The organism is Kitasatospora sp. NPDC057904 (genome assembly GCF_042887925.1).
GTDB lineage: Bacteria > Actinomycetota > Actinomycetes > Streptomycetales > Streptomycetaceae > Kitasatospora.
In genome coordinates, this window is the sequence record NZ_JBHVOL010000015.1 from 14764 (window position 1) to 34692 (window position 19929).

At 72.1% G+C, this 19929-nt stretch carries 15 protein-coding genes, 1 tRNA gene, 1 pseudogene and 1 riboswitch; of the genes and pseudogenes, 11 read left to right on the forward strand and 6 right to left on the reverse strand.

The window, feature by feature from the left end; all coding sequences use genetic code 11:
- Positions 1 to 607: 607 nt before the first annotated feature.
- The gene (locus tag ACFVSN_RS31080; RefSeq protein ID WP_387602180.1) at positions 608 to 1630 is read left to right on the forward strand and encodes a MazG family protein; all 1023 of its coding nucleotides are present in this window, start codon (positions 608 to 610) and stop codon (positions 1628 to 1630) included.
- Positions 1631 to 1652: 22 nt separating this feature from the next.
- Here ACFVSN_RS31080 and ACFVSN_RS31085 read toward each other — a convergent pair whose 3' ends face one another.
- Complete coding sequence (locus ACFVSN_RS31085; protein ID WP_380508682.1) at positions 1653 to 2081, reverse strand: SDR family NAD(P)-dependent oxidoreductase; 429 nt, start codon at positions 2079 to 2081, stop codon at positions 1653 to 1655.
- A 266-nt stretch (positions 2082 to 2347) separates the two neighbouring features.
- On the opposite strand from ACFVSN_RS31085, the gene ACFVSN_RS31090 reads away from it, so the two are divergent.
- From ACFVSN_RS31090 to ACFVSN_RS31120, 7 genes and pseudogenes are all read left to right on the forward strand, one after another.
- Positions 2348 to 3631, forward strand: a complete 1284-nt coding sequence (locus ACFVSN_RS31090) for a cytochrome P450 (RefSeq protein ID WP_380446265.1) — start codon at positions 2348 to 2350, stop codon at positions 3629 to 3631.
- Between the two features lie 210 nt (positions 3632 to 3841).
- Positions 3842 to 4010: riboswitch (cyclic di-AMP (ydaO/yuaA leader) on the forward strand.
- 5 nt (positions 4011 to 4015) lie between these two features.
- On the forward strand, positions 4016 to 4930 hold the full coding sequence (locus ACFVSN_RS31095; protein WP_387957031.1) for a transglycosylase family protein: 915 nt from the start codon (positions 4016 to 4018) through the stop codon (positions 4928 to 4930).
- 254 nt (positions 4931 to 5184) lie between these two features.
- Complete coding sequence (eno, locus tag ACFVSN_RS31100; protein WP_380446267.1) at positions 5185 to 6471, forward strand: phosphopyruvate hydratase; 1287 nt, start codon at positions 5185 to 5187, stop codon at positions 6469 to 6471.
- Positions 6472 to 6681: 210 nt separating this feature from the next.
- Positions 6682 to 7167 (forward strand): septum formation initiator family protein, encoded by a 486-nt coding sequence (locus ACFVSN_RS31105; protein WP_380446268.1) that lies wholly within the window; start codon positions 6682 to 6684, stop codon positions 7165 to 7167.
- Positions 7139 to 7678 (forward strand): annotated as a pseudogene (locus ACFVSN_RS31110) (DUF501 domain-containing protein); the annotation flags it as partial. The gene ACFVSN_RS31105 and the pseudogene ACFVSN_RS31110, both read left to right, overlap by 29 nt.
- A gap of 125 nt (positions 7679 to 7803) precedes the next feature.
- Positions 7804 to 8745 carry an exopolyphosphatase gene (locus ACFVSN_RS31115; protein WP_387602174.1) on the forward strand — a complete coding sequence of 314 codons (942 nt, stop codon included), beginning with the start codon at positions 7804 to 7806 and terminating at the stop codon, positions 8743 to 8745.
- A gap of 428 nt (positions 8746 to 9173) precedes the next feature.
- A complete protein-coding gene (locus ACFVSN_RS31120) occupies positions 9174 to 10541 on the forward strand; it encodes an NAD(P)/FAD-dependent oxidoreductase (RefSeq protein WP_359968203.1) in 1368 nt (455 codons plus the stop codon).
- Between the two features lie 179 nt (positions 10542 to 10720).
- On the opposite strand, the gene ACFVSN_RS31125 is transcribed toward ACFVSN_RS31120, so the two are convergent.
- Positions 10721 to 13279: an ABC transporter permease gene (locus ACFVSN_RS31125; protein WP_387957032.1), complete on the reverse strand. Its 2559-nt coding sequence runs from the start codon at positions 13277 to 13279 to the stop codon at positions 10721 to 10723.
- A 43-nt stretch (positions 13280 to 13322) separates the two neighbouring features.
- Positions 13323 to 14096 carry an ABC transporter ATP-binding protein gene (locus ACFVSN_RS31130; protein ID WP_387957033.1) on the reverse strand — a complete coding sequence of 258 codons (774 nt, stop codon included), beginning with the start codon at positions 14094 to 14096 and terminating at the stop codon, positions 13323 to 13325.
- A gap of 293 nt (positions 14097 to 14389) precedes the next feature.
- Here ACFVSN_RS31130 and ACFVSN_RS31135 point away from each other — a divergent pair.
- From ACFVSN_RS31135 to ACFVSN_RS31145, 3 genes are all read left to right on the forward strand, one after another.
- A tRNA-Leu gene (locus ACFVSN_RS31135) sits at positions 14390 to 14471 on the forward strand.
- Positions 14472 to 14612: 141 nt separating this feature from the next.
- Positions 14613 to 15485 (forward strand): Bax inhibitor-1/YccA family protein, encoded by an 873-nt coding sequence (locus ACFVSN_RS31140; protein ID WP_380441527.1) that lies wholly within the window; start codon positions 14613 to 14615, stop codon positions 15483 to 15485.
- Positions 15486 to 15604: 119 nt separating this feature from the next.
- Positions 15605 to 15982, forward strand: coding sequence for a hypothetical protein (locus ACFVSN_RS31145; protein ID WP_387957034.1), 378 nt, complete (start codon positions 15605 to 15607; stop codon positions 15980 to 15982).
- Positions 15983 to 16084: 102 nt separating this feature from the next.
- Here the strand turns inward: ACFVSN_RS31145 and ACFVSN_RS31150 are convergent, their stop codons facing one another.
- From ACFVSN_RS31150 to ACFVSN_RS31160, 3 genes are all read right to left on the reverse strand, one after another.
- Positions 16085 to 17029 carry a hypothetical protein gene (locus ACFVSN_RS31150; protein WP_380441530.1) on the reverse strand — a complete coding sequence of 315 codons (945 nt, stop codon included), beginning with the start codon at positions 17027 to 17029 and terminating at the stop codon, positions 16085 to 16087.
- 311 nt (positions 17030 to 17340) lie between these two features.
- On the reverse strand, positions 17341 to 18561 hold the full coding sequence (locus ACFVSN_RS31155) for an acetyl-CoA C-acetyltransferase (RefSeq protein WP_380441532.1): 1221 nt from the start codon (positions 18559 to 18561) through the stop codon (positions 17341 to 17343).
- Between the two features lie 63 nt (positions 18562 to 18624).
- The gene (locus tag ACFVSN_RS31160; protein WP_387957035.1) at positions 18625 to 19719 is read right to left on the reverse strand and encodes an SGNH/GDSL hydrolase family protein; all 1095 of its coding nucleotides are present in this window, start codon (positions 19717 to 19719) and stop codon (positions 18625 to 18627) included.
- Positions 19720 to 19929: the final 210 nt, after the last annotated feature.

Sequence of the window (19929 nt, forward strand, 5' to 3'; positions counted from 1 at the left end):
GGGCTGCGCCGTAGGAAGTCGTTGGGGCCGACTTCCTGTGCTTCGGTCTTCTGGCGTCCACCTCAGCGTGGGAGGCCGGCGGCATCGTCCCCGCCCGCTGGGCTGCGCCGTAGGAAGTCGTTGGGGCCGACTTCCTGTGCTTCGGTCTTCTGGCGTCCACCTCAGCGTGGGAGGCCGGCGGCATCGTCCCCGCCCACTGGGCCGCGCTGTAGGAAGTCGATGGCGCCGACTTCCTGTGGAGGCCCGCGTCCGGGGATGGCGGGGTGTGCCGGATGTCGGCCCGGCCGACTTCCTGTGCGGAGCCTCGTTTCGGGCTGCGGCGCAGGAAGTCGATGGGGCCGACTTCCTGTGCAGGGCCCCGGATGCGGGGAAGCGGCTCTGTGCGAGGCCCGATGGCGCGGGAGGTCGGCGGGGCCGACTTCTCGTGTGGGGCGCGTGGGGAGTCGCCCTGCCCGACTTCGTGTGCCTGGTCTTCGAGTCCAGTGTGAGAAGCGGAGCCCTGTGCCGAGGCGAGACGCCGGGGGCGACTTCCCGGAGATCCGCGGGACGGTGGTCCGGATCGGGTTCTGCTGGTCGGGCAGGGGGCCGGGGCGGGTAAGTTCGGGGTGTGACGACGAATACTCCGGGCGCGAAGTTGATCCTGCTCACCACCACCCACCGGGTGGCCCCCGGGCTGCTGGCGTGGCCGGCATGGGAGGCGTTGCGGTCGGCGGGGCGGGTGCTGGCGGGGGACGCCGGGCATCCGCAGGTGGCCGCGGTGCGGCAGGCCGGGGTGGACGTGGAGATCGTGGAGCCGGCCTCGGCGCCAGCGCTGGCGCGGCTGCTGACCGAGGAGCCCGCCGGCCGGGCCCCCACGGTGTGGCTGGGCAGCCCCGACGGGGACCCGGGCCTCACCGCGGCGCTGGCGCGCCTGGCCGTGGAGCACGCGGGGGAGGTGCCGGAGATCGAGGTGCTGCCGGGGTCGTACGACCTGCCCGGCGCCCGCCTGCTGGACCTGGTCTCGGTGATGGACCGGCTGCGCTCGCCGGACGGCTGCCCGTGGGACGCCGAGCAGACGCACGCGAGCCTGGTGAAGTACCTGGTCGAGGAGGCGTACGAGCTGGTCGAGGCGATCGAGGAGGGGGACCGGGAGACGCTGCGCGAGGAGCTGGGGGACGTCCTGCTCCAGGTGTTCTTCCACTCGCGGATCGCCGAGGAGCACCCGACCGACGCCTTCTCGATCGACGACGTGGCCGGTGACCTGGTCGAGAAGCTGATGTACCGGCACCCGCACGTGTTCGGGGACGTCGAGGCGGAGGGCGCCGCCGAGGTCGAGGCGAACTGGGAGCAGCTGAAGGCGGCCGAGAAGGCGGACCGCGAGTCGGTGCTGGACGGCGTGCCGGCCGGGCTGCCGTCGCTCGCGTACGCGGCGAAGCTGGTGTCGCGGGTGCGCCGGGCCGGGTTCGAGGGCGTGCCGGACGAGTCGTACGAGCTGCCCGCGGAGCTCACGGAGGAGTCCGCGGGCAGGCTGCTGCTGGCCGTGGCGCAGCGGGCGCACGACGCGGGGGTGGACGTGGACGCGGCGCTGCGCGCGGCGGCGCGCGCCTACCGGGACGCGGTCCGCGAGGCCGAGGGCCTCAAGCCGGAGTAGACGCGGGGGAAGGGGAAGGGCCTCAGGCCGCCGTCACCGCGTCCTGGACGGTGGTCCGCGGCTGGGGCAGGACGACCTCGCCGATGGCCTCGCCGACGAGGGCGACGAGTTCGGCGAGGCGCTCCAGGCCGAGGTGGTCGGGAAGGTCGGCGAGGGAGATGATCCGCTCGCCGTCCGGGCCGGCGACGCAGAACAGGTCGATCGGCCCGAGGTGCTTCTCGGCGGTGTCGACGAGCGCGGCGACGTCGCTGGGGCGGCGGACGTCCCCGCCGACGCCGACGACGGGGCAGCCGGGCCGGTCGAGTTCGCCGGCGAGGTCCTCGGCGACGCCGGCCCGCTGGTCGGCGATCAGCACTCCGGCGGCGCCGGCCGCGGTGAACCGGCGGGCGAGGTCGGCTCCCGACCCGCCGTCGAGTACCGCGATGACGACGACTGCCCCGGTGACCCGCATGGTGCGCTCCTCCCTGTGGGCGGTCCGCACTGACGCCCACGATTTCTGCCGAGGATCGTAGGCAGGTCCTGACCCTCCGCAACAGGGGTTACCCCTCAGGTGACCAGGCTCACGCCTGCCCACCGTCCAAGAGCTGTCCAAAACCCGTCCACGCACTGTCCACGGGCCGTTCGCGGGGCGTTGAGGAACGGTCCGCGGGTCGTTGACGATCCGGTCACTCACCGTAGATGGCGGGGTGCCCCCGACCCACCGGATACGGTCGTCCCATGCCAGTTCAGCCCGACGCCGCCCGCCCGCCGCTCTTCACGTGGGAGTTCGCCGCCGACCCGTACCCGGCGTACGCGTGGCTGCGCGAGCACGCCCCGGTGCACCGCACCACGCTGCCGAGCGGGGTGGACGCCTGGCTGGTGACGCGGTACGCGGACGCGCGGCAGGCGCTGGCGGACGGCCGGCTGTCGAAGAACCCGGCGCACCACAGCGAGCAGGCGCACCGCACCGGCCGGGTCGGGATCCCGGGGGAGCGGCAGGCGGACCTGATGACGCACCTGCTGAACATCGACCCGCCGGACCACACCCGGCTGCGCCGCCTGGTGTCGAAGGCGTTCACGCCGCGCCGGGTGGCCGAGTTCGAGCCGCGGGTGCAGCAGCTCACCGACCGCCTGATCGACGGCTTCGCGCAGCGCGGTTCGGCGGACCTCATCCACGAGTTCGCGTTCCCGCTCCCCATCTACGCGATCTGCGACATGCTCGGCGTGCCGGCCGAGGACCAGGACGACTTCCGTGACTGGGCCGGCATGATGATCCGCCACGGGGGCGGCCAACGCGGCGGCGTGGGGCGGGCGGTGAAGCGGATGCGGGCGTACCTGCTGGAGCTGATCCACCGCAAGCGGGCGGACCTCGGGGACGACCTGATCTCGGGCCTGATCCGGGCGAGCGACCACGGCGAGCACCTCACCGAGAACGAGGCCGCCGCGATGGCGTTCATCCTCCTGTTCGCCGGCTTCGAGACGACCGTCAACCTGATCGGCAACGGGACGTACGCGCTGCTGCGCAACCCGGAGCAGCGCCGCCTGCTGCAGGAGTCGGTGGCGCGGGGCGAGACGGCGCTGCTGGAGACCGGGATCGAGGAACTCCTGCGCTACGACGGTCCGGTGGAGCTGGCGACGTGGCGGTTCGCGACCCACCCGCTGACCATCGGCGGGGTGGACATCCCGGTCGGCGACCCGGTGCTCGTGGTGCTGGCGGCGGCGGACCGGGATCCGGCCAGGTTCTCGGACGAGAACACCCTGGACCTGGCCCGGGCGGACAACCCGCACCTGGGTTTCGGGCACGGCATCCACTACTGCATCGGCGCCCCGCTGGCCAGGCTCGAAGGCCGGTCGGCGCTGGCCACGCTGTTGTCCCGGCTGCCCGATATCGCGCTGGCGGAAAGCCCGGAGAACCTGCGGTGGCGCGGTGGCCTGATCATGCGCGGATTGCGCGAACTTCCGGTCGAATTCAGTCCCGAGAGCCGTTCACCGCACGCGCTTCCCGACGCTCCGACACACTGACGGGACGTCGCGAACCGGTACGGATCGGCCGTATGAACACCCATCAATCGGGACAAACAGCCGCCGTTGGTAGGCGATCGACCACGTGCCGTAATTTCTGTGTGATGTCTGCGATATGAGCTTGTGATTGGTCTGAGGATCTGTCTACTCTCCCTGGAGTTCGCAGCTGCGGACCCCGAGTGCGGAACGCCGAGTCCTGCCCGCCGCGCCACGGGAAACCGACCAGAACCCTGGGCAGGGGCGGGGGAACCAGGTTTGTTGCCGTTCCTCCACGGCTTGGGGTGAAGCCGCCCGAGCGGAATCGTTTCCGCAGACGGCGGCCGGGCCACCTCCCGGTCCGAACCCGACAGCTCACCTCGCAGGCGTGCGGAGAGGGACCCCTTCATGCTGTTCGTTGGAACCGGTCGTCACCGCCGTCGCACCCAGACCGAGAAGGCCATCGCCGTCGCCGGAGTGGCCGGCGTCGGACTCGCGATGCCGATCCTCACCGCCACCGGCGCCTCCGCCGCCCCGGCCTCCGCCTGGGACTCCGTCGCCCAGTGCGAGAGCGGCGGCGACTGGGGCATCAACACCGGCAACGGCTTCTACGGCGGCCTGCAGTTCACCTCCAGCACCTGGAAGGCCTTCGGCGGCACCGCGTACGCGGCGCAGGCCAACCAGGCCTCCAAGGGCCAGCAGATCGCGGTGGCCGAGAAGGTCCTGGCCTCGCAGGGTCCGGGCGCCTGGCCGGTCTGCTCGAAGAAGGCCGGCCTGTCGAAGGGCGGCGCCCCCGCCGCCGTCGACACCTCCGACGCCAAGCCCGCCGCGCAGCAGCACTCCCAGCCGGCGCAGCAGCAGCCCGCGGCGAAGCCGGCCCAGCCGAAGCCGGCTCAGAAGCCCGCCCAGCAGCAGTACCAGCAGCACACGCAGCAGGCCCAGCAGCAGCCGCAGGCCCCGGGCTTCTCCGGCAAGGCCGGCTGGGACGCCGACGCGAAGGTGTACTGGTACCAGAACAACGGCACCTGGTACTGGACCAGCCACCAGGGCGTCTACCAGCAGTACGCGGGCCAGGCCCAGCAGCAGGCCGCCCAGCAGCAGGTCCAGCAGCAGTACGCCCAGCCGCAGCAGCAGGCCCCGCGCGCCGCCGTCGCCCCGCAGGGCGGCCACGACTACACCGTCCACGCCGGTGACACGCTGTCGAGCATCGCGTCCGCCCAGGGTGTGCACGGCGGCTGGCAGTCGGTCTACGACGGCAACCGCGGCACCGTCGGCGGCGACCCGAACCTGATCCTGCCCGGCCAGGTGCTGCACCTCGGCTGACGCCGGCCGGAACCGGTGCGACACGCCACGGAGGGGGCCGACCCCGGATCGGCCCCCTTCGTCCGCTTCCGCCCCTTTTCCCGGGGGGCCCAGGTGAACTACCGGCAAGTAGCCCGGCCACACGCTGAGACGGGACCGAGGTCGGCGTGGCCCCGGGACCACGTGCGGTTAGGCTCTGGTCGTAACGACTCCGCAATCATCCCGCCGGCCGCACCACTGGTCAGCGGGACCCTGCTTCCGCAAGGAGATGCCTCGTGCCGTCCATCGATGTCGTCGTAGCCCGTGAGATCCTCGACTCGCGTGGCAACCCCACGGTCGAGGTCGAGGTCGGCCTCGACGACGGCAGCACCGGTCGTGCCGCTGTCCCGTCGGGTGCCTCCACCGGCGCCTTCGAGGCGCTGGAGCTCCGCGACGGTGACAAGAACCGCTACTTCGGCAAGGGCGTGGAGAAGGCCGTCCTGGCCGTCATCGAGCAGATCGGCCCGGAGCTGGTCGGCTACGACGCCACCGAGCAGCGCCTGATCGACCAGGCCATGCTCGACCTGGACGCCACCCCGGACAAGTCCTCGCTCGGCGCCAACGCCATCCTGGGCGTCTCGCTGGCCGTCGCGCACGCCGCCTCCGAGGCGAGCGACCTGCCGCTGTTCCGCTACCTGGGCGGCCCGAACGCGCACGTCCTGCCGGTCCCGATGATGAACATCCTCAACGGCGGCTCGCACGCGGACTCCAACGTCGACATCCAGGAGTTCATGATCGCCCCGATCGGCGCGGAGTCCTTCTCCGAGGCCGTCCGCTGGGGCGTCGAGGTCTACCACACCCTCAAGGGCGTCCTGAAGGAGCGCGGCCTGTCCACCGGCCTCGGCGACGAGGGCGGCTTCGCGCCGAACCTGGACAGCAACCGCGAGGCCCTGGACCTCATCACCGAGGCCATCCAGAAGGCCGGCTACGTGCCCGGCCGCGACATCGCGCTGGCCCTGGACGTCGCCGCCTCCGAGTTCTACCAGGACGGCGCCTACCAGTTCGAGGGCAAGGCCCTCTCGGCCGCGGAGCTCATCGAGTACTACGCCGGGCTCGTCGCCGCCTACCCGCTGGTCTCCATCGAGGACCCGCTGGACGAGTCGGACTGGGACGGCTGGAAGGCCATGACCGTCAAGCTGGGCGACAAGGTCCAGCTGGTCGGCGACGACCTGTTCGTCACCAACCCGGCCCGCCTGGCCAAGGGCATCGAGACCGGCACCGCCAACGCGCTGCTGGTGAAGGTCAACCAGATCGGCTCGCTGACCGAGACCCTGGACGCCGTCGAGCTGGCCCAGCGCAACGGCTACCGCTGCATGATGTCGCACCGCTCCGGCGAGACCGAGGACGTCACCATCGCCGACCTGGCCGTCGCCACCAACTGCGGCCAGATCAAGACCGGCGCCCCGGCCCGCTCCGAGCGCGTCGCCAAGTACAACCAGCTGCTGCGCATCGAGGAGATCCTCGACGACGCCGCCGAGTACGCCGGCCGCGGTGCCTTCCCGCGCTTCCGCTCCGCGGAGTAATCACGCTCTGCGGAGTAATCAGCACGGTCGCTCCGCGGAGCAATGAGCACAGCCGTTCGGCGGAGTAGTACGCACAGCGAGCACGAGGGCTGAACACCTCCGGTGGTGCACGCCTGACCGGTGCCCCGCCGTTCACCCCGTAGGGTGGACGGCGGGGCACCGTCGCGACCAGGAGGGGAACGGGAGATGGCTGGCTGGAGGATCCCGGGCTTGGCGGCCCGTCCTCGCTTCACGAGCCGGGCGACCGTCCTCGTCCTGGTGCTCTGCTCGCTGGTGGCGATCCTCGCCTACCCGACGCGGCAGTTCATCTCCCAGCGCGCCGAGATCTCCGCCCAGCGGGCGAAGGCCGAGCACGCCCGGCAGCAGGTCGAGCAGCTGCGCCGGGACAAGGCCCGCTGGCAGGACCCGGAGTACGTCAAGGCGCAGGCCCGTGCCCGGCTGCACTACGCGATGCCGGGGGAGACCCCGTACATCGCCGTGGATCCGGCCGGAGCGGGCGCCGCCCAGTCCTCCGCCGCCCCGCCCGCCCCCTCCGACGGCACGGCCGGCGGCGCGGTGAAGGCCGCCAAGCCCTGGTACTCCAGCGTCTGGGACTCGGTGGACGCCGCCGACACCGCGGCCCTGGCCCCCATCGCGCCGTCGACCCGTCCCCTCCCACCGTCCCCCGCTGGAGACCCCTCCCCCCATGACCACTGAGAACCACCCCGCCGTCTCCGACGCCGACGTCGCCGCCATCGCCGCCCAGCTGGGCCGGGTCCCGCGCGGCCTGCGCGGCGTGGCCCACCGCTGCCCGTGCGGCAACCCGGACGTCGTCGAGACGGCCCCGCGGCTGCCCGACGGCACGCCGTTCCCGACGCTCTACTACCTGACCTGCCCCAAGGCCGCCTCGCTGATCGGCACCCTGGAGGCGGACGGCGTGATGAAGGAGCAGACCGCCCGGCTGGCCGAGGACCCGGAGCTGGCGGCCGCGTACCAGGAGGCGCACGAGGACTACATCGCCCGGCGCGACGCCATCGAGGTGCTGGAGGGCTTCCCGAGCGCCGGCGGCATGCCGGACCGGGTCAAGTGCCTGCACGTGCTGGTCGGCCACTCGCTGGCCGCCGGAGAGGGCGTCAACCCGCTCGGCGACGAGGCGATCGGCATGCTGGAGGACTGGTGGGCCAAGGGCCCGTGCGTCTCCCCGGCCGAGGTCGAGGCGGCCGGCGAGCGGGTCCTGCGCAACCGGGCCAAGGACCAGGACCACGAGGCCGTCATCGCCGCCAAGGAGCAGAAGACCGCCGAGCGCGCCGCGAAGAAGCGCGCCGCCGACGAGGCCGAGGCGCGGGAGTCCGAGTGAGCACGACCCGCGTGGCCGCGATCGACTGCGGCACCAACTCGATCCGGCTGCTGGTCGCCGACCTGGACCCGGCGACCGGTGGGATCACCGACCTGGACCGCCGGATGATCGTCAACCGGCTGGGCCAGGGCGTGGACCGCACCGGCCGGCTGCACCCGGACGCGCTGGCCCGCACCTTCGCGGCCTGCCGGGAGTACCGGGAGGTCGTCGACGGCTTCGGGGTCGGCCCGGAGCGCATCCGCTTCGTCGCCACCAGCGCCTCCCGGGACGCCGAGAACAGCGACGAGTACGTCAAGGGCGTGCGCGAGATCCTCGGCGTCGAGCCCGAGGTGGTCAGCGGCGAGGAGGAGGCGCACCTGTCCTTCGTCGGCGCCACCAAGGAGCTGACCGGCGGTCAGTTCGCCGCGCCGTACCTGGTGTTCGACCTCGGCGGCGGCTCGACCGAGTTCGTGCTCGGCACGGACGACGTCCAGGCCGCGCGCTCGGTGGACATCGGCTGCGTCCGGCTGACCGAGCGGCACTTCGGCGGCGCCGAGCTGCCCACCGCGGAGCAGATCGCCGAGGCCAGGGCACACGTGCGGGCCGAGCTGGACAAGGCCGAGGAGGCCGTCCCGCTGACCGGCGCGGCCACCCTGGTGGGCCTCGCCGGGACGGTCACCACGGTGTCCGCGATCGCCCTGGACCTGCCGGCCTACGACTCGGCGGTGATCCACCACTCGCGGATCGGCCGGGAGCGGGTCGCGGAGATCGCCCGCGAGCTGCTGGCCGCCACCCACGCCGAGCGCGCCGCGATCCCGTCGATGCACCCGGGCCGGGTGGACGTGATCGCGGCCGGGGCGCTGGAGCTGCTGGAGATCATGGAGCGCACCGGCGCCGCCGAGGTCGTCGTGAGCGAGCACGACATCCTGGACGGCATCGCCTGGAGTATCGCCTCCTGACCCGTTGCGGGCCTTACCCGACCGGCTCCGGAACCCCGAACGGGGGGCCGGGGCCGGGGCGCGCCCGGGTGCGGGCGGAAAAGTTCGTGAATTTCTTCACATGGCGATCCAGTCATTCGTCGCACCCGCTCGTCCGCTACGTCCGAATTGTGGGACCGAAGGCTGTCACCGCGCGTCGCCCGTTGGATCGCAGGTCAGGCCTCGCTTGAGGTTTGAAAATCGAAATCACAAGCGGGAACCCGGGTGCTGTACGGATCGTTGCTGCTCAGCAGGGTGGTGTGACCCCGGGTGCTCACGGGGTGCCCGCGGGTGCGGTGAGGTGTCCCCGAGGAGGCCGTTTTGTGGCCGCGCAGTGTAGCACGGGGTGTCCATCCGCTTGTGACCGGGCTCACGAAGGCTGCTCCGGACGGTGCTGGATACTTTCGGATATGAGCACCACGGAGCGTCCTCGCATCCTCATTGTCGGCGGTGGTTACGTCGGCCTGTATGCCGCGATGCGCATCCTCAAGAAGATGCGTTACGGCGAAGCGACCGTCACGGTCGTCGACCCGCGGTCGTACATGACGTACCTGCCCTTCCTCCCCGAGGCGGCCGGCGGCAACGTCGCGCCCCGCAACCTCGTCGCGCCCCTGCGCAGCGCCCTCAAGAAGGCGGAGGTGCTCACCGGTCACGTGACCGCTGTGGACCACGCCCGCAAGGTCGCCACCATCGCGCCCGCGGCCGGCGACTCCTACGAGCTGCCCTTCGACTACCTCGTCGTCGCGACCGGCTCGGTCTCCCGCACCTTCCCGATCCCGGGTCTGGCGGAGAACGGCATCGGCATGAAGACGGTTGAGGAGGCCATCGCCCTCCGCAACCACGTCATGGCGCAGCTGGACAAGGCCGAGTCCACCACGGACGAGGCGATCCGGCGCAAGGCCCTGACCTTCGTCGTCATCGGCGGCGGCTTCGCCGGCGTCGAGACGATCGCCGAGGTCGAGGACATGGCGCGCGACGCCGCCAAGATCTACAAGACCGTCAGCCGCGACGACATGCGCTTCATCCTGGTGGAGGCGGCCAACCGCATCCTCCCCGAGATGGGCCCGGACCTCGGTCTGTGGACCAAGGAGAAGCTCGGCGAGCGCAACATCGAGGTCTACATCGAGACCTCCATGGACTCCTGCGTCGACGGCCACGTCGTGCTGAAGAACGGCATGGAGATGGACGCCTCCACCATCGTGTGGACGGCCGGCGTGAAGCCGAACCCGGTGCTGGCCCACTTCGGCCTGCCGCTGGGCCCGCGCGGCCACGTCGACACGGCGCCGACCCTCCAGGTCCAGGGCTTCGACTACGTCTGGTCCGCCGGCGACAACGCCCAGGTGCCGGACCTCGCCGCCGGCGAGGGCGCCTGGTGCCCGCCGAACGCGCAGCACGCCTGCCGCCAGGCCGTCGTCCTCGGCGACAACGTGATCTCCGGCATGCGCGGCTTCCCGCAGAAGGAGTACAAGCACAAGAACCTCGGTGCGGTCGCCGGTCTGGGCCTGCACAAGGGTGTCGCGATCCTCTTCGGCAAGTTCAAGCTGAAGGGCCGCCTCGCCTGGTGGTTCCACCGCGCGTACCACGGCGCCATGGTGCCGACCTTCAACCGCAAGGTCCGCGTCTTCACCGACTGGACCCTCGCCGTCTTCCTGAAGCGCGAGATGGTCGGCCTGTCCCAGATGGAGCAGCCGTACCTGCCCATCCAGGAGGTCACCCCGCCCACGAAGCCCGTGGAGGCCGCCAAGCCGGCCGCCGAGAAGGAACTCGCGAGCAAGTAAGCGACTGAGACCCCGGTGTGGGAGCACCGGGGTATGAGTCGGAGGCCCTCCGCCCGGCAGTGTCGCCGGACCACGACCTCCGTGGTGCTCAGCCGGCCGTGCGACCGGGCGGAGTACAGAAGTTGGAAGGCCCCTGCCGAACCCTCCGGCAGGGGCCTTCCGCGTTCCCGGACCGGCCGTCAGTCGGTCTTGATGCTCTCCAGGATGTCCAGCTTGGACGCCCGGCGGGCCGGCCAGATCGCGGCCACCAGGCCGACCAGTCCGGCAAGGAGCAGGAAGAGCGCCAGCTGGCCGTACGGCACGACCGTGGTGAGCCCGGCCAGGCTGGACTTCAGGGTGCCGTTGACGGCCCAGGCGATGAAGCAGCCGAGCAGCACGCCGATCCCGGCGCCGAACAGCGAGATCACCACGGACTCCAGACGGACCATCCGCTTGATGCCCCGGCGGTCCAGGCCGATCGCCCGCAGCATGCCGATCTCGCGCTTGCGCTCGAAGACCGACATCGCCAGCGTGTTGATCACGCCGAGGACCGCGACCAGCACGGACATCGCCAGCAGGCCGTACATCAGGTTCAGGATGAAGGTGATGGACTGGCTGAAGCGGTCCCGGACGTCCTGCTTGGACTTGACCTCGATCACCGGGTTGGCACCGGTGGCGTCCTTGAGGGACTGCTTGAGCGCGTCGGTGGCGCCGTCCTTGCCCTTGACCAGGACGTCGGTGACCTGTGCCTTCGGCTCGTGCTTGAGGATCTCGCCGTTGGCCAGGACGACCGGGCCGAGCATGCCGCCCTTCTCGTACACGCCGCCGACGGTGAGCTGCCCGGTGGACTTGTCCGGGAAGGTCACGGCCATGGTCGAGCCCGTGGTGACGTTGAACTTCGTGGCGACGTCCTGGTCCACCAGGAGCCGGCCCTGGCCGAGGGCGGCGGTGGAGCCGCTGGTCAGCTTGACCGAGGCGAGCTGGTCGAAGCTGTCCGCGTTCAGGCCGCTGATCGCCTTGCTGGTGCCGTCGAGCTTCCAGTAGACGGAGGTGAGCGGCGAGGAGGCCGCCACCCCGGGGGCCTTGGCGATCTCGCCGGGCACCTGGTCGGACAGGCCCATCCCGTTGGCGGTGCCGACCAGGTAGTCGGCCTTCATCGAGTCGGTGATGGCCCGGTCGATCACGCCGGTGACCGAGGCGCCCAGCACGGTGAGGCCGGTGACCAGGGTCAAGCCGATGGTGAGCGCGGCTGCGGTGGAGGCGGTGCGGCGGGGGTTGCGCACGGCGTTCTGCTGGGCCAGCTTGCCCGGGGTGCCGGCCAGCTTGCGCAGCACCGGGCCGACCAGGGCGATGACCGGACGGGAGAGCAGCGGCAGCAGCACGAACACGCCGATCAGGGCCAGGAAGGCGCCGATCGCGACCGGCATCCGGCCGGTGTCGTTGCCGGTCGAGGCGCCGAAGCCGATCAGCGCGAGACCGCCGGCGGCGAGGAGGGAGCCGATCGTGTTGCGGACCACCAGGCTCTTCTGACTGACCGGCTGGTCGCCGTTGCTCATCGCGGCCACCGGGGCGATCCGGGAGGCGCGCATGGCCGGCAGCAGGGCCGACAGCACCGTCACCAGGACACCGACCAGCAGGGTCACGCCGATGGTGAGCGGCTTGATCACCAGCGAGCCCTGCGGCATGTCCGCGTTCAGCGTGCTCATGAGGGACTGCAGCCCGGCGCCGATCCCGACGCCCGCGAGCAGACCGGCGACGGCGGAGACGACACCGATCGCCAGCGCCTCCACCAGGACGGAGCGGGTGACCTGCTTGCGGCTGGCGCCGATCGCCCGCAGCAGCGCGAGTTCCTTGGTGCGCTGGGCGACCAGCATGGTGAAGGTGTTCGCGATGATGAAGATGCCGACGAAGAGCGAGATGCCGGCGAACGCGAGCAGCACGGTGCGCAGGGTGTTGGTGCCCTCGGCGATCTGCTTCTGCTCGTCGGCCTTGAGCTTGGCCCCGGTCTCGACGTCGAACTGGCTGCCGGCCGGCACCGTGGGCTGGACCTGGGCGAGCAGCGCGTCCTCGGTGGTGCCGGGCTTGGCGGTGAGCACGATGCTGCTGTAGCGGCCCGGCTCCAGGAGCAGCTGCTGGGCGGTGGCGCGGTCGAACAGGGTGAGCGTGCCGCCGGAGTTCACCACCGGGTCGGCGGTGGTGAAGATCCCGGTGAGCTTCGCCTCGATGACCGGCCCGTTGGCGGCCACCCGGACGGTGTCGCCGACCTTGTAACCGGCCTTGTCGGCGGTCTTGCGGTCGAGTGCGATCTCCTTGCCGTTCGCCGGCCCCCGGCCCTCGGCCATCGGGTAGCGCGCGTCCCCGCCGTCCTGGCCCGGGGTGAAGTTGGCGCCCCTGGCGGCCCAGAACTGGCCGACCAGGTTGCCGTTGCGGTCGGCGACGCCGGTGAAGCCGCTGACCACGCCACGGGCGCCGGCGGTGCCCGGCAGCGCGGCGAACTGCTGGACGGTGGCGTCGGTGAGCGTGGCGGAGCCGCTCTCGCTCTTCTCCTTGGCCGAGACGCGGGAGCCGGCCGCGTTGTCCACGACCTGGACCGAGACGTCCGAGTAGCTCTTGGAGTTGCTGTCCCGCATGGCCTTGCCGAAGGTGTCGGAGAAGACCATGGTGCCCGCCACGAAGGCGGTGCCCAGCATGACGGCCAGGGCCGTCATCAGCAGTCGGCCCTTGTGGGCCAGCACGTTGCGCAGTGCGGTGCGATACATGAGGTGTCCTGGGTTCAAGTGCGGGCGTTCGGTTGCCGGAAGGTCAGCTGGTGCGGCCCTTGGCGTCGAAGCGGCGCATGCGGTCCAGGACGGTGTCGGCGGTGGGGTTGTGGAGTTCGTCGACGATGCGGCCGTCGGCGAGGAAGACGACGCGGTCGGCGTAGGAGGCGGCGACGGGGTCGTGGGTGACCATGACGACGGTCTGGCCGAGTTCGCGCACGGAGTTGCGCAGGAAGGAGAGGATCTCGGCGCCGGAGCGGGAGTCGAGGTTTCCGGTGGGTTCGTCGGCGAAGATGATGTCGGGCTTGCCGGCGAGGGCGCGGGCGCAGGCGACGCGCTGCTGCTGGCCGCCGGAGAGCTGGGAGGGGCGGTGGCTGAGGCGGCCGGAGAGGCCGACGGTGTCGACGACGCGGTCGAGCCAGGCCTTGTCGGTCTTGCGGCCGGCGATGTCCGTCGGGAGGGTGATGTTCTCCAGGGCGGTGAGGGTGGGGAGCAGGTTGAAGGCCTGGAAGATGAAGCCGATGTGGTCGCGGCGCAGTTGGGTGAGCTGCTTGTCCTTGAGTCCGACGAGTTCGGTGTCGCCGATGGTGGAGGAGCCGGAGGAGACGGTGTCGAGGCCGGCCATGCAGTGCATGAGGGTGGACTTGCCGGAGCCGGAGGGGCCCATGATGGCGGTGAACTCGCCCTGCGGGAAGTCGACGGTGACGTTGTCCAGGGCGACGACGCGGGTCTCGCCCTCCCCGTAGACCTTGTTCAGGCCGGTGGCGCGGGCGGCCGCCCGGCCGGTGCGGACGGCGGTTGCGGTCGACGAGGTCACGGGGTGCTCCTTGCGGGTAGCGGATTCGTACCTCCATGCTCCGCCGCGTGATCATGGTCTATCGTCGCTCCGCCGGACGGTTGGCCCGACCGCCCCTGGGCGTACGGGTGTCCGACGCCCTCCTCCTGCGGTATGACACCGACCCTGAGGGCGGGGTGGTGGCCTGAACCGGTGTGCTCCGTGGCCGGATCTCGAACTGTTCGTCAGATGGCAAGGAAACATGACAACTTCCCGGGCTGGGAACATGCGAAAGGGTGAGCCGGGCGACTAGGCTCAGGGGTGGTTCGCAGGACGCCCGGATGGTGGAACGCAGACACGGGCAGCTTAAAACTGCTTGGCCGCGAGGCCGTGCCGGTTCGAGTCCGGCTCCGGGCACCGCTCGACGCGCGGGGGCGCCGCCGGCGTCCCCGCCGAGCGTCCTCCCGATGGATCATCCTCGCGGCGTATCCCGATATTTTTGCCAAGCCATTACCCTGGGTCCGGGGCGGTGCAGTGCCGCCACGGAGGGAATGAGCAATGAGAAGCAGCAACCCGGTCTTCTCGCGGGAGGGTTCCTTCACCCGCGAGTCCGGCTACGCGGGGTTCGGGCCCACCGCGCAGGCCGGGGGTCCGTACGGCAACAACCCCTACGCGAGCGGCCCCTACGCCCAGCAGCAGCCGGGCCAGGCCCCGCTGAGCGACGAGCAGCTGTACGCGATGTACAACGGCCCGTCCGCCGGGCCGCTGGCCACCGGGCGGATGACGCTCGACGACGTGGTCGCGCGCACCGCCATGACGCTGCTGACCCTGGTCGCCGCCGGTGCGGTGGCCTGGTTCGCGCTGCCGTTCGAGAACTTCGGCGTCGCGATCGGCGCCAGCCTGGTGGCCATGGTCGTCGGCCTGGTCGTCTCCTTCAAGCGGAGCGTCAGCCCGCCGCTGATCCTGCTGTACGCGGCCCTGGAGGGCTTCGCGCTCGGCGCCGTCACGCACGCCCTCGACGTCAAGTTGCCGGGCATCGCGATCCAGGCGGTGCTGGGCACGGCGGCGGTCTTCGCGGCGATGCTGTTCGCCTACAAGAGCGGGAGGATCCGGGTCACCCCGAAGTACACCCGGATCGGCATCGCGATCGCCATGGGCTTCGTGCTGCTCATGCTGGTCAACGTGATCGCGCTGGCCTTCGGCGCCGACCTCGGCCTGCGCTCCGGCCCGCTGGGCATCGTGGTCGGCCTGATCGGCATCGGCCTCGGCGCCTTCTTCCTCTCGCTGGACTTCGCGGCCATCGAGGAGGCCATCGCGCAGGGCGCTCCGCAGAAGGAGGCCTGGCGGGCCGCCTTCGGGCTCACCCTCTCGCTGGTCTGGATCTACGTCGAGATGCTGCGCCTGATCGCCATCCTGCGCGGCGACGACTGATCGACGACCCCGGCGGGGGATCCCGCCACCCACTGCCGCCGGGCCCCGGAGCACACCGCTCCGGGGCCCGGCGGCGTTCGGGGCCCGTAGGGCGTGTCTTTCGCCCTAGGCTTCTCGGTATGCATGACGTACAGCCCCTGGTCGAAGCCGTCGACTCCCTGGCGGATCGTTTCCGCTCGCTGCCGCAGAGCAAGCTGCTGGGCGCCGTGCCCGGACACGCGTCGCGGGCGGCGGCCGTGCTGGCGCTGGCGCGCCGGCTGGCGGCGCTGGGCGGTGCCACGGAGGGCGGGCCGGAGCGGGACTTCCCGGACGCGGGCCCGTTCGCGGTGGGGGACCAGCTGGCCGTCGCCGGGCACGACCTGGCGCTCGCGCTCGCGGCCCTGCCGGAGGGCGCCGAGGTGGCGCTGCCGCGGCAACTCGGCGGCCCCGCGCGGGTGTCCGAGGTGCTGGCCGGGGCGGTCGAGGCGGTCGGCGAGACGGCGGCGCTCTGCGCGTAGGCGCCTCCCGGGCGCGCGCGAACGCCGAAGGCCGCCCGGGTCGGTAACCCCGCTGACCCGGGCGGCCTTCGGCGACGTGCTTCGACGCGCGGTGAGCGGGTGTCAGATGCTGGCGACCACCCGGTCGGCGAGGACGTAGACGGCCTCCTCGTCGGTGGAGAACGTCAGCGAGTACGAGCCGGAGAAGCGCGAGCCCCCCAGCAGCCGGACGTGCTCGCCGGCCCGGACCGCGTCGATCAGCCGGTAGGCGGCCTCCCGGTCGCCCGGGGCCACGCACAGCGTGGTGCCGTCGGCGAAGGCGTACACGTCCAGCGTGCCCAGCGGGCCCGGGCGCACGTCGATCAGGGCGACGCCCTCGTCGGCGAGGGTGGCCAGCCGGGTGTCGGTCCACTCGCGGGACGGCGCCTGGCTGGGCACGAAGTCGGGGTGCGAGGGGTGGCGGCGGGGGTCCGGCGCGGCGACCGGGGCGTCCTCGACGGCCGGTTCGGCGTCCAGCAGTCCGGCCTCCAGGCCGGTGGCGATCAGGTCGGCCTCGCGGCGGGCGCGGGCGTCACCGGAGGCCTCGGCGCCGGCCGGGTGCCCGGGGCGCAGCGGCGCGCCGCCGTCGGTGCCGGGCTCGGCCGGGGCGGTGCCGCCCTCGGTGATCAGGTCCTCCAGCGCGGAGCGCAGCGCCTCGCCGAACTCCGGGTCCATCGTCCCGGCGTTGTCGGCGGCGTCCTGCGGGCCGGTGGGGCGGGGGAAGAAGAGCGGCCACTCGTCGGTGCCGGAGAAGGCGCCGGTGAAGGGCGAGTCGAACAGTGGCGCGTCCTCGGCCGCGCGGGCCTCCTGCTCGGCCCAGAACGCCCGGGCCTCGGTGATCTCCCGCTCGCGGTCGGCGGCGAGCGCCTCGGTCACGGCCCGGCGTATCGCGGCCTCGTCGACCGCGGCCGGCGCGGCCTGGGCCGCGGCCTGTGCGTCCAGCCGGCGGGAGAGCCCGCGCAGGTGGATCAGCACGGCGGCCGACACGGTGATCAGGATCAGCAGCAGGATGGTGTAGACGGCGCTCACGGAACGTACTCCTAGCGAGGAGCGGAACGGGGTTACCTCTCCACACTGCCGCATGTGGGGGTGTGACCGCAGTGGCGAATGTCTAATTCGTCCCGGACTTTCGCCCTTGTCCCCAAATTGTTAAGTAGTACCGTTCTACGCTGCGGAGTTGATCCGCTCCGCAGTGTCGATTTCCGGGTCGGAAACGAACCGGAAGAGGGCCGGATCGACCTCGCGGTGTGATCCGGCCCTCAATTACTGTGCGTCACTCCAAATGGGTGGTCCAGACCCTTCCGGGGGTGCGGCGGACGGCAGTTGGAGGTCGGCCGGGGTCAGCTGAGGCGCTCGATGACCATCGCCATGCCCTGGCCGCCGCCGACGCACATGGTCTCCAGGCCGAACTGCTTGTCGTGCCACTGCAGGGAGTTGATCAGCGTGGTGGTGATCCGGGCGCCGGTCATGCCGAAGGGGTGGCCGACCGCGATCCCGCCGCCGTTGACGTTCAGGCGGTCCAGGTCGATGCCGAGGTCCCGGTAGGACGGGATGACCTGGGCGGCGAAGGCCTCGTTGATCTCGACCAGGTCGATGTCGCCGATGCTCAGGCCGGCCCGCTGCAGCGCCTGCTTGGAGGCCTCGACCGGGCCGTAGCCCATGATCTCGGGGGAGAGGGCGCTGACGCCGGTGGAGACGACGCGGGCGAGCGGGGTGATGCCGAGTTCGCGGGCCTTGGTGTCGGACATGATCACCAGCGCGGCGGCGCCGTCGTTCAGCGGGCAGCAGTTACCGGCGGTCACCGTGCCGTCGGGGCGGAACACCGGCTTCAGGCCGGACACGCCCTCCAGCGTGACGCCGGCGCGCGGGCCGTCGTCCGTGCTGACCACGGTGCCGTCCGGGAGCGTCACCGGGGTGATCTCGCGCTCCCAGAAGCCCGCCTTGATCGCGGCCTCGGCGAGGTTCTGCGAGCGCACGCCGAACTCGTCCTGCTCGGCGCGGGTGATGCCCTTGAGCGCGGCCAGGTTCTCGGCGGTCTGGCCCATCGCGATGTAGGCGTCCGGCAGCAGGCCGTCCTCGCGCGGGTCGTGCCACTCGCCGCCACCCTCCTCGGCGCGCTTGGCGGTGCGGGCCTGGGCCTCGTCGAAGAGCGGGTTCATGGTGCCGGGCATGCCGTCCGAGGTGCCCTTGACGCTGCGCGAGACGGTCTCGACGCCCGCCGAGATGAAGACGTCGCCCTCGCCGGCCTTGATCGCGTGCAGCGCCATGCGGGTGGTCTGCAGCGAGGACGAGCAGTAGCGGGTGATCGTCGCGCCGGGCAGGTAGTCCATGCCCATCTGGACGGCCACGATGCGGGCCAGGTTGTGGCCCTGCTCGCCGCCGGGCAGGCCGCAGCCGAGCATCAGGTCGTCGATGTCGCGCGGGTCCAGCTGCGGCACCTTGGCCAGCGCGGCCTGGATGACGTGGGCGGTCAGGTCGTCCGGGCGGACGTCCTTGAGCGAGCCCTTGAACGCCCGGCCGATCGGCGAACGGGTGGCGCTGACGATGACGGCTTCGGGCATGACGGGCTCCTCGCTGGCTTGACGGCGGACTGGCGTCCGGGAGGAAAGTTACCGCCTGGTAGGTCAGGCGTCACCAGCACCGGCGTGTGAGCTGGCCGACGTGCCCCCGGGAGCGGCGGGAGGCTCCCCGGGCAGCCCGGCGCCCGGTGCGCCGACCGCCCACGCGCCCGGCAGGCCGCCCCGCAGGCGGTTGCGCAGCAGCGCCCACCGGCGGGTCGCGCCCTCGGCCTCCACCGCCGCCACCTCGGTGCCCGCCCGGCCCGCCGCGGCCGCCGCGGCCATCGCCACCGGCAGCACCGTCTCGGCCCGCCCCGGACCGGCCGGGTGCTCCTCGTCCGGCCACAGGCCCAGCGTGGCGCAGACCGACGGCAGGACGGCCATCGCGGCCGTCGCGTAGCCCTGGGCGGACGGGTGGTAGCGGTCGGCCGCGAACATCTCGGGCCGCGCGGCGAACTCCGGCCCCAGCAGCGAGCCCAGCGACACCGTCCGGCCCCCGGCCTCCACCACGGCGATGGTCTGGGCCGCGGCCAGCTGCCGGCTCAGCCGGCGGGCCACCCAGCGCAGCGGCGGGCGCACCGGCTTGATCGTCCCGAGGTCGGGGCAGGTGCCGACCACCACCTCGCAGCCGTTCGCCCGCAGCGCCGCGACGGCCTCGCCGAGCTGGCGGACGGCGAGCTGGGCCGGGCTGTGGCGGGTCACGTCGTTCGCGCCGACCATGATCACGGCGACGTCGGGGCGGTGCGGCAGCGCCTGCTCCAGCTGGCCCGAGAGATCGGCGGACCGGCCGCCGGATCGGGCCGCGTTCACCAGCCGGACCGGGCGCTCGGCGACCGAGGCGAGACCGGCCGCGAGCAGCGCCCCCGGAGTGTCGCGGGAGCGCAGCACGCCGAGGCCGGCGCCGGTGGAGTCGCCGAAGACGGCGAGCACGAGCGGCGGCTGCGGTCCGGTGGCGGCGTCCGCGAAGGCCTCGCCGTAGACGCCGTCGGCCTTCGGCGGGTCGCCTTCGAGGATGCCGATGGCCTGGATGGCGAGCCTGCCCTCGGTCAGCAGCAGCCCCACCAGGCCGACCCCGAGCAGACCGAGACCGCCGCCGCCGTACGCCGCGGCGGTGGCGATCCGACGGGCCACCCGGGCCCGAGAAACCTGTGCCCCTGGCATCCGGTGCCCCCTTCGCGTCCTCGTGCCGCCCCCTCCAGGGGCCACGAAATGTCTGCACGGCGTTCTTACCCGGTTGGGGGGTGCGGCTACCGGCGGCGTGGGCCGATCGGTGGGGGCGCGGCGGCTGCCGGCGGCGGGAGGGGAGGTGGGCCATTGGGGGCGGTGTGCACGAGGGGAGGGCCGGTGCGCCTGGCACGGCCTAGGCTTTGC

Excerpts from the sequence above, each read along its gene's own strand:
- ACFVSN_RS31085 (WP_380508682.1), bottom strand. The coding sequence starts at position 2,081 with ATGCGGGTCACCGGGGCAGTCGTCGTCATCGCGGTACTCGACGGCGGG.
- ACFVSN_RS31090 (WP_380446265.1), top strand. The coding sequence starts at position 2,348 with ATGCCAGTTCAGCCCGACGCCGCCCGCCCGCCGCTCTTCACGTGGGAG.
- ACFVSN_RS31095 (WP_387957031.1), top strand. The coding sequence starts at position 4,016 with ATGCTGTTCGTTGGAACCGGTCGTCACCGCCGTCGCACCCAGACCGAG.
- ACFVSN_RS31120 (WP_359968203.1), top strand. The coding sequence starts at position 9,174 with ATGAGCACCACGGAGCGTCCTCGCATCCTCATTGTCGGCGGTGGTTAC.
- ACFVSN_RS31125 (WP_387957032.1), bottom strand. The coding sequence starts at position 13,279 with ATGTATCGCACCGCACTGCGCAACGTGCTGGCCCACAAGGGCCGACTG.
- ACFVSN_RS31140 (WP_380441527.1), top strand. The coding sequence starts at position 14,613 with ATGAGAAGCAGCAACCCGGTCTTCTCGCGGGAGGGTTCCTTCACCCGC.
- ACFVSN_RS31145 (WP_387957034.1), top strand. The coding sequence starts at position 15,605 with ATGCATGACGTACAGCCCCTGGTCGAAGCCGTCGACTCCCTGGCGGAT.
- ACFVSN_RS31155 (WP_380441532.1), bottom strand. The coding sequence starts at position 18,561 with ATGCCCGAAGCCGTCATCGTCAGCGCCACCCGTTCGCCGATCGGCCGG.
- ACFVSN_RS31160 (WP_387957035.1), bottom strand. The coding sequence starts at position 19,719 with ATGCCAGGGGCACAGGTTTCTCGGGCCCGGGTGGCCCGTCGGATCGCC.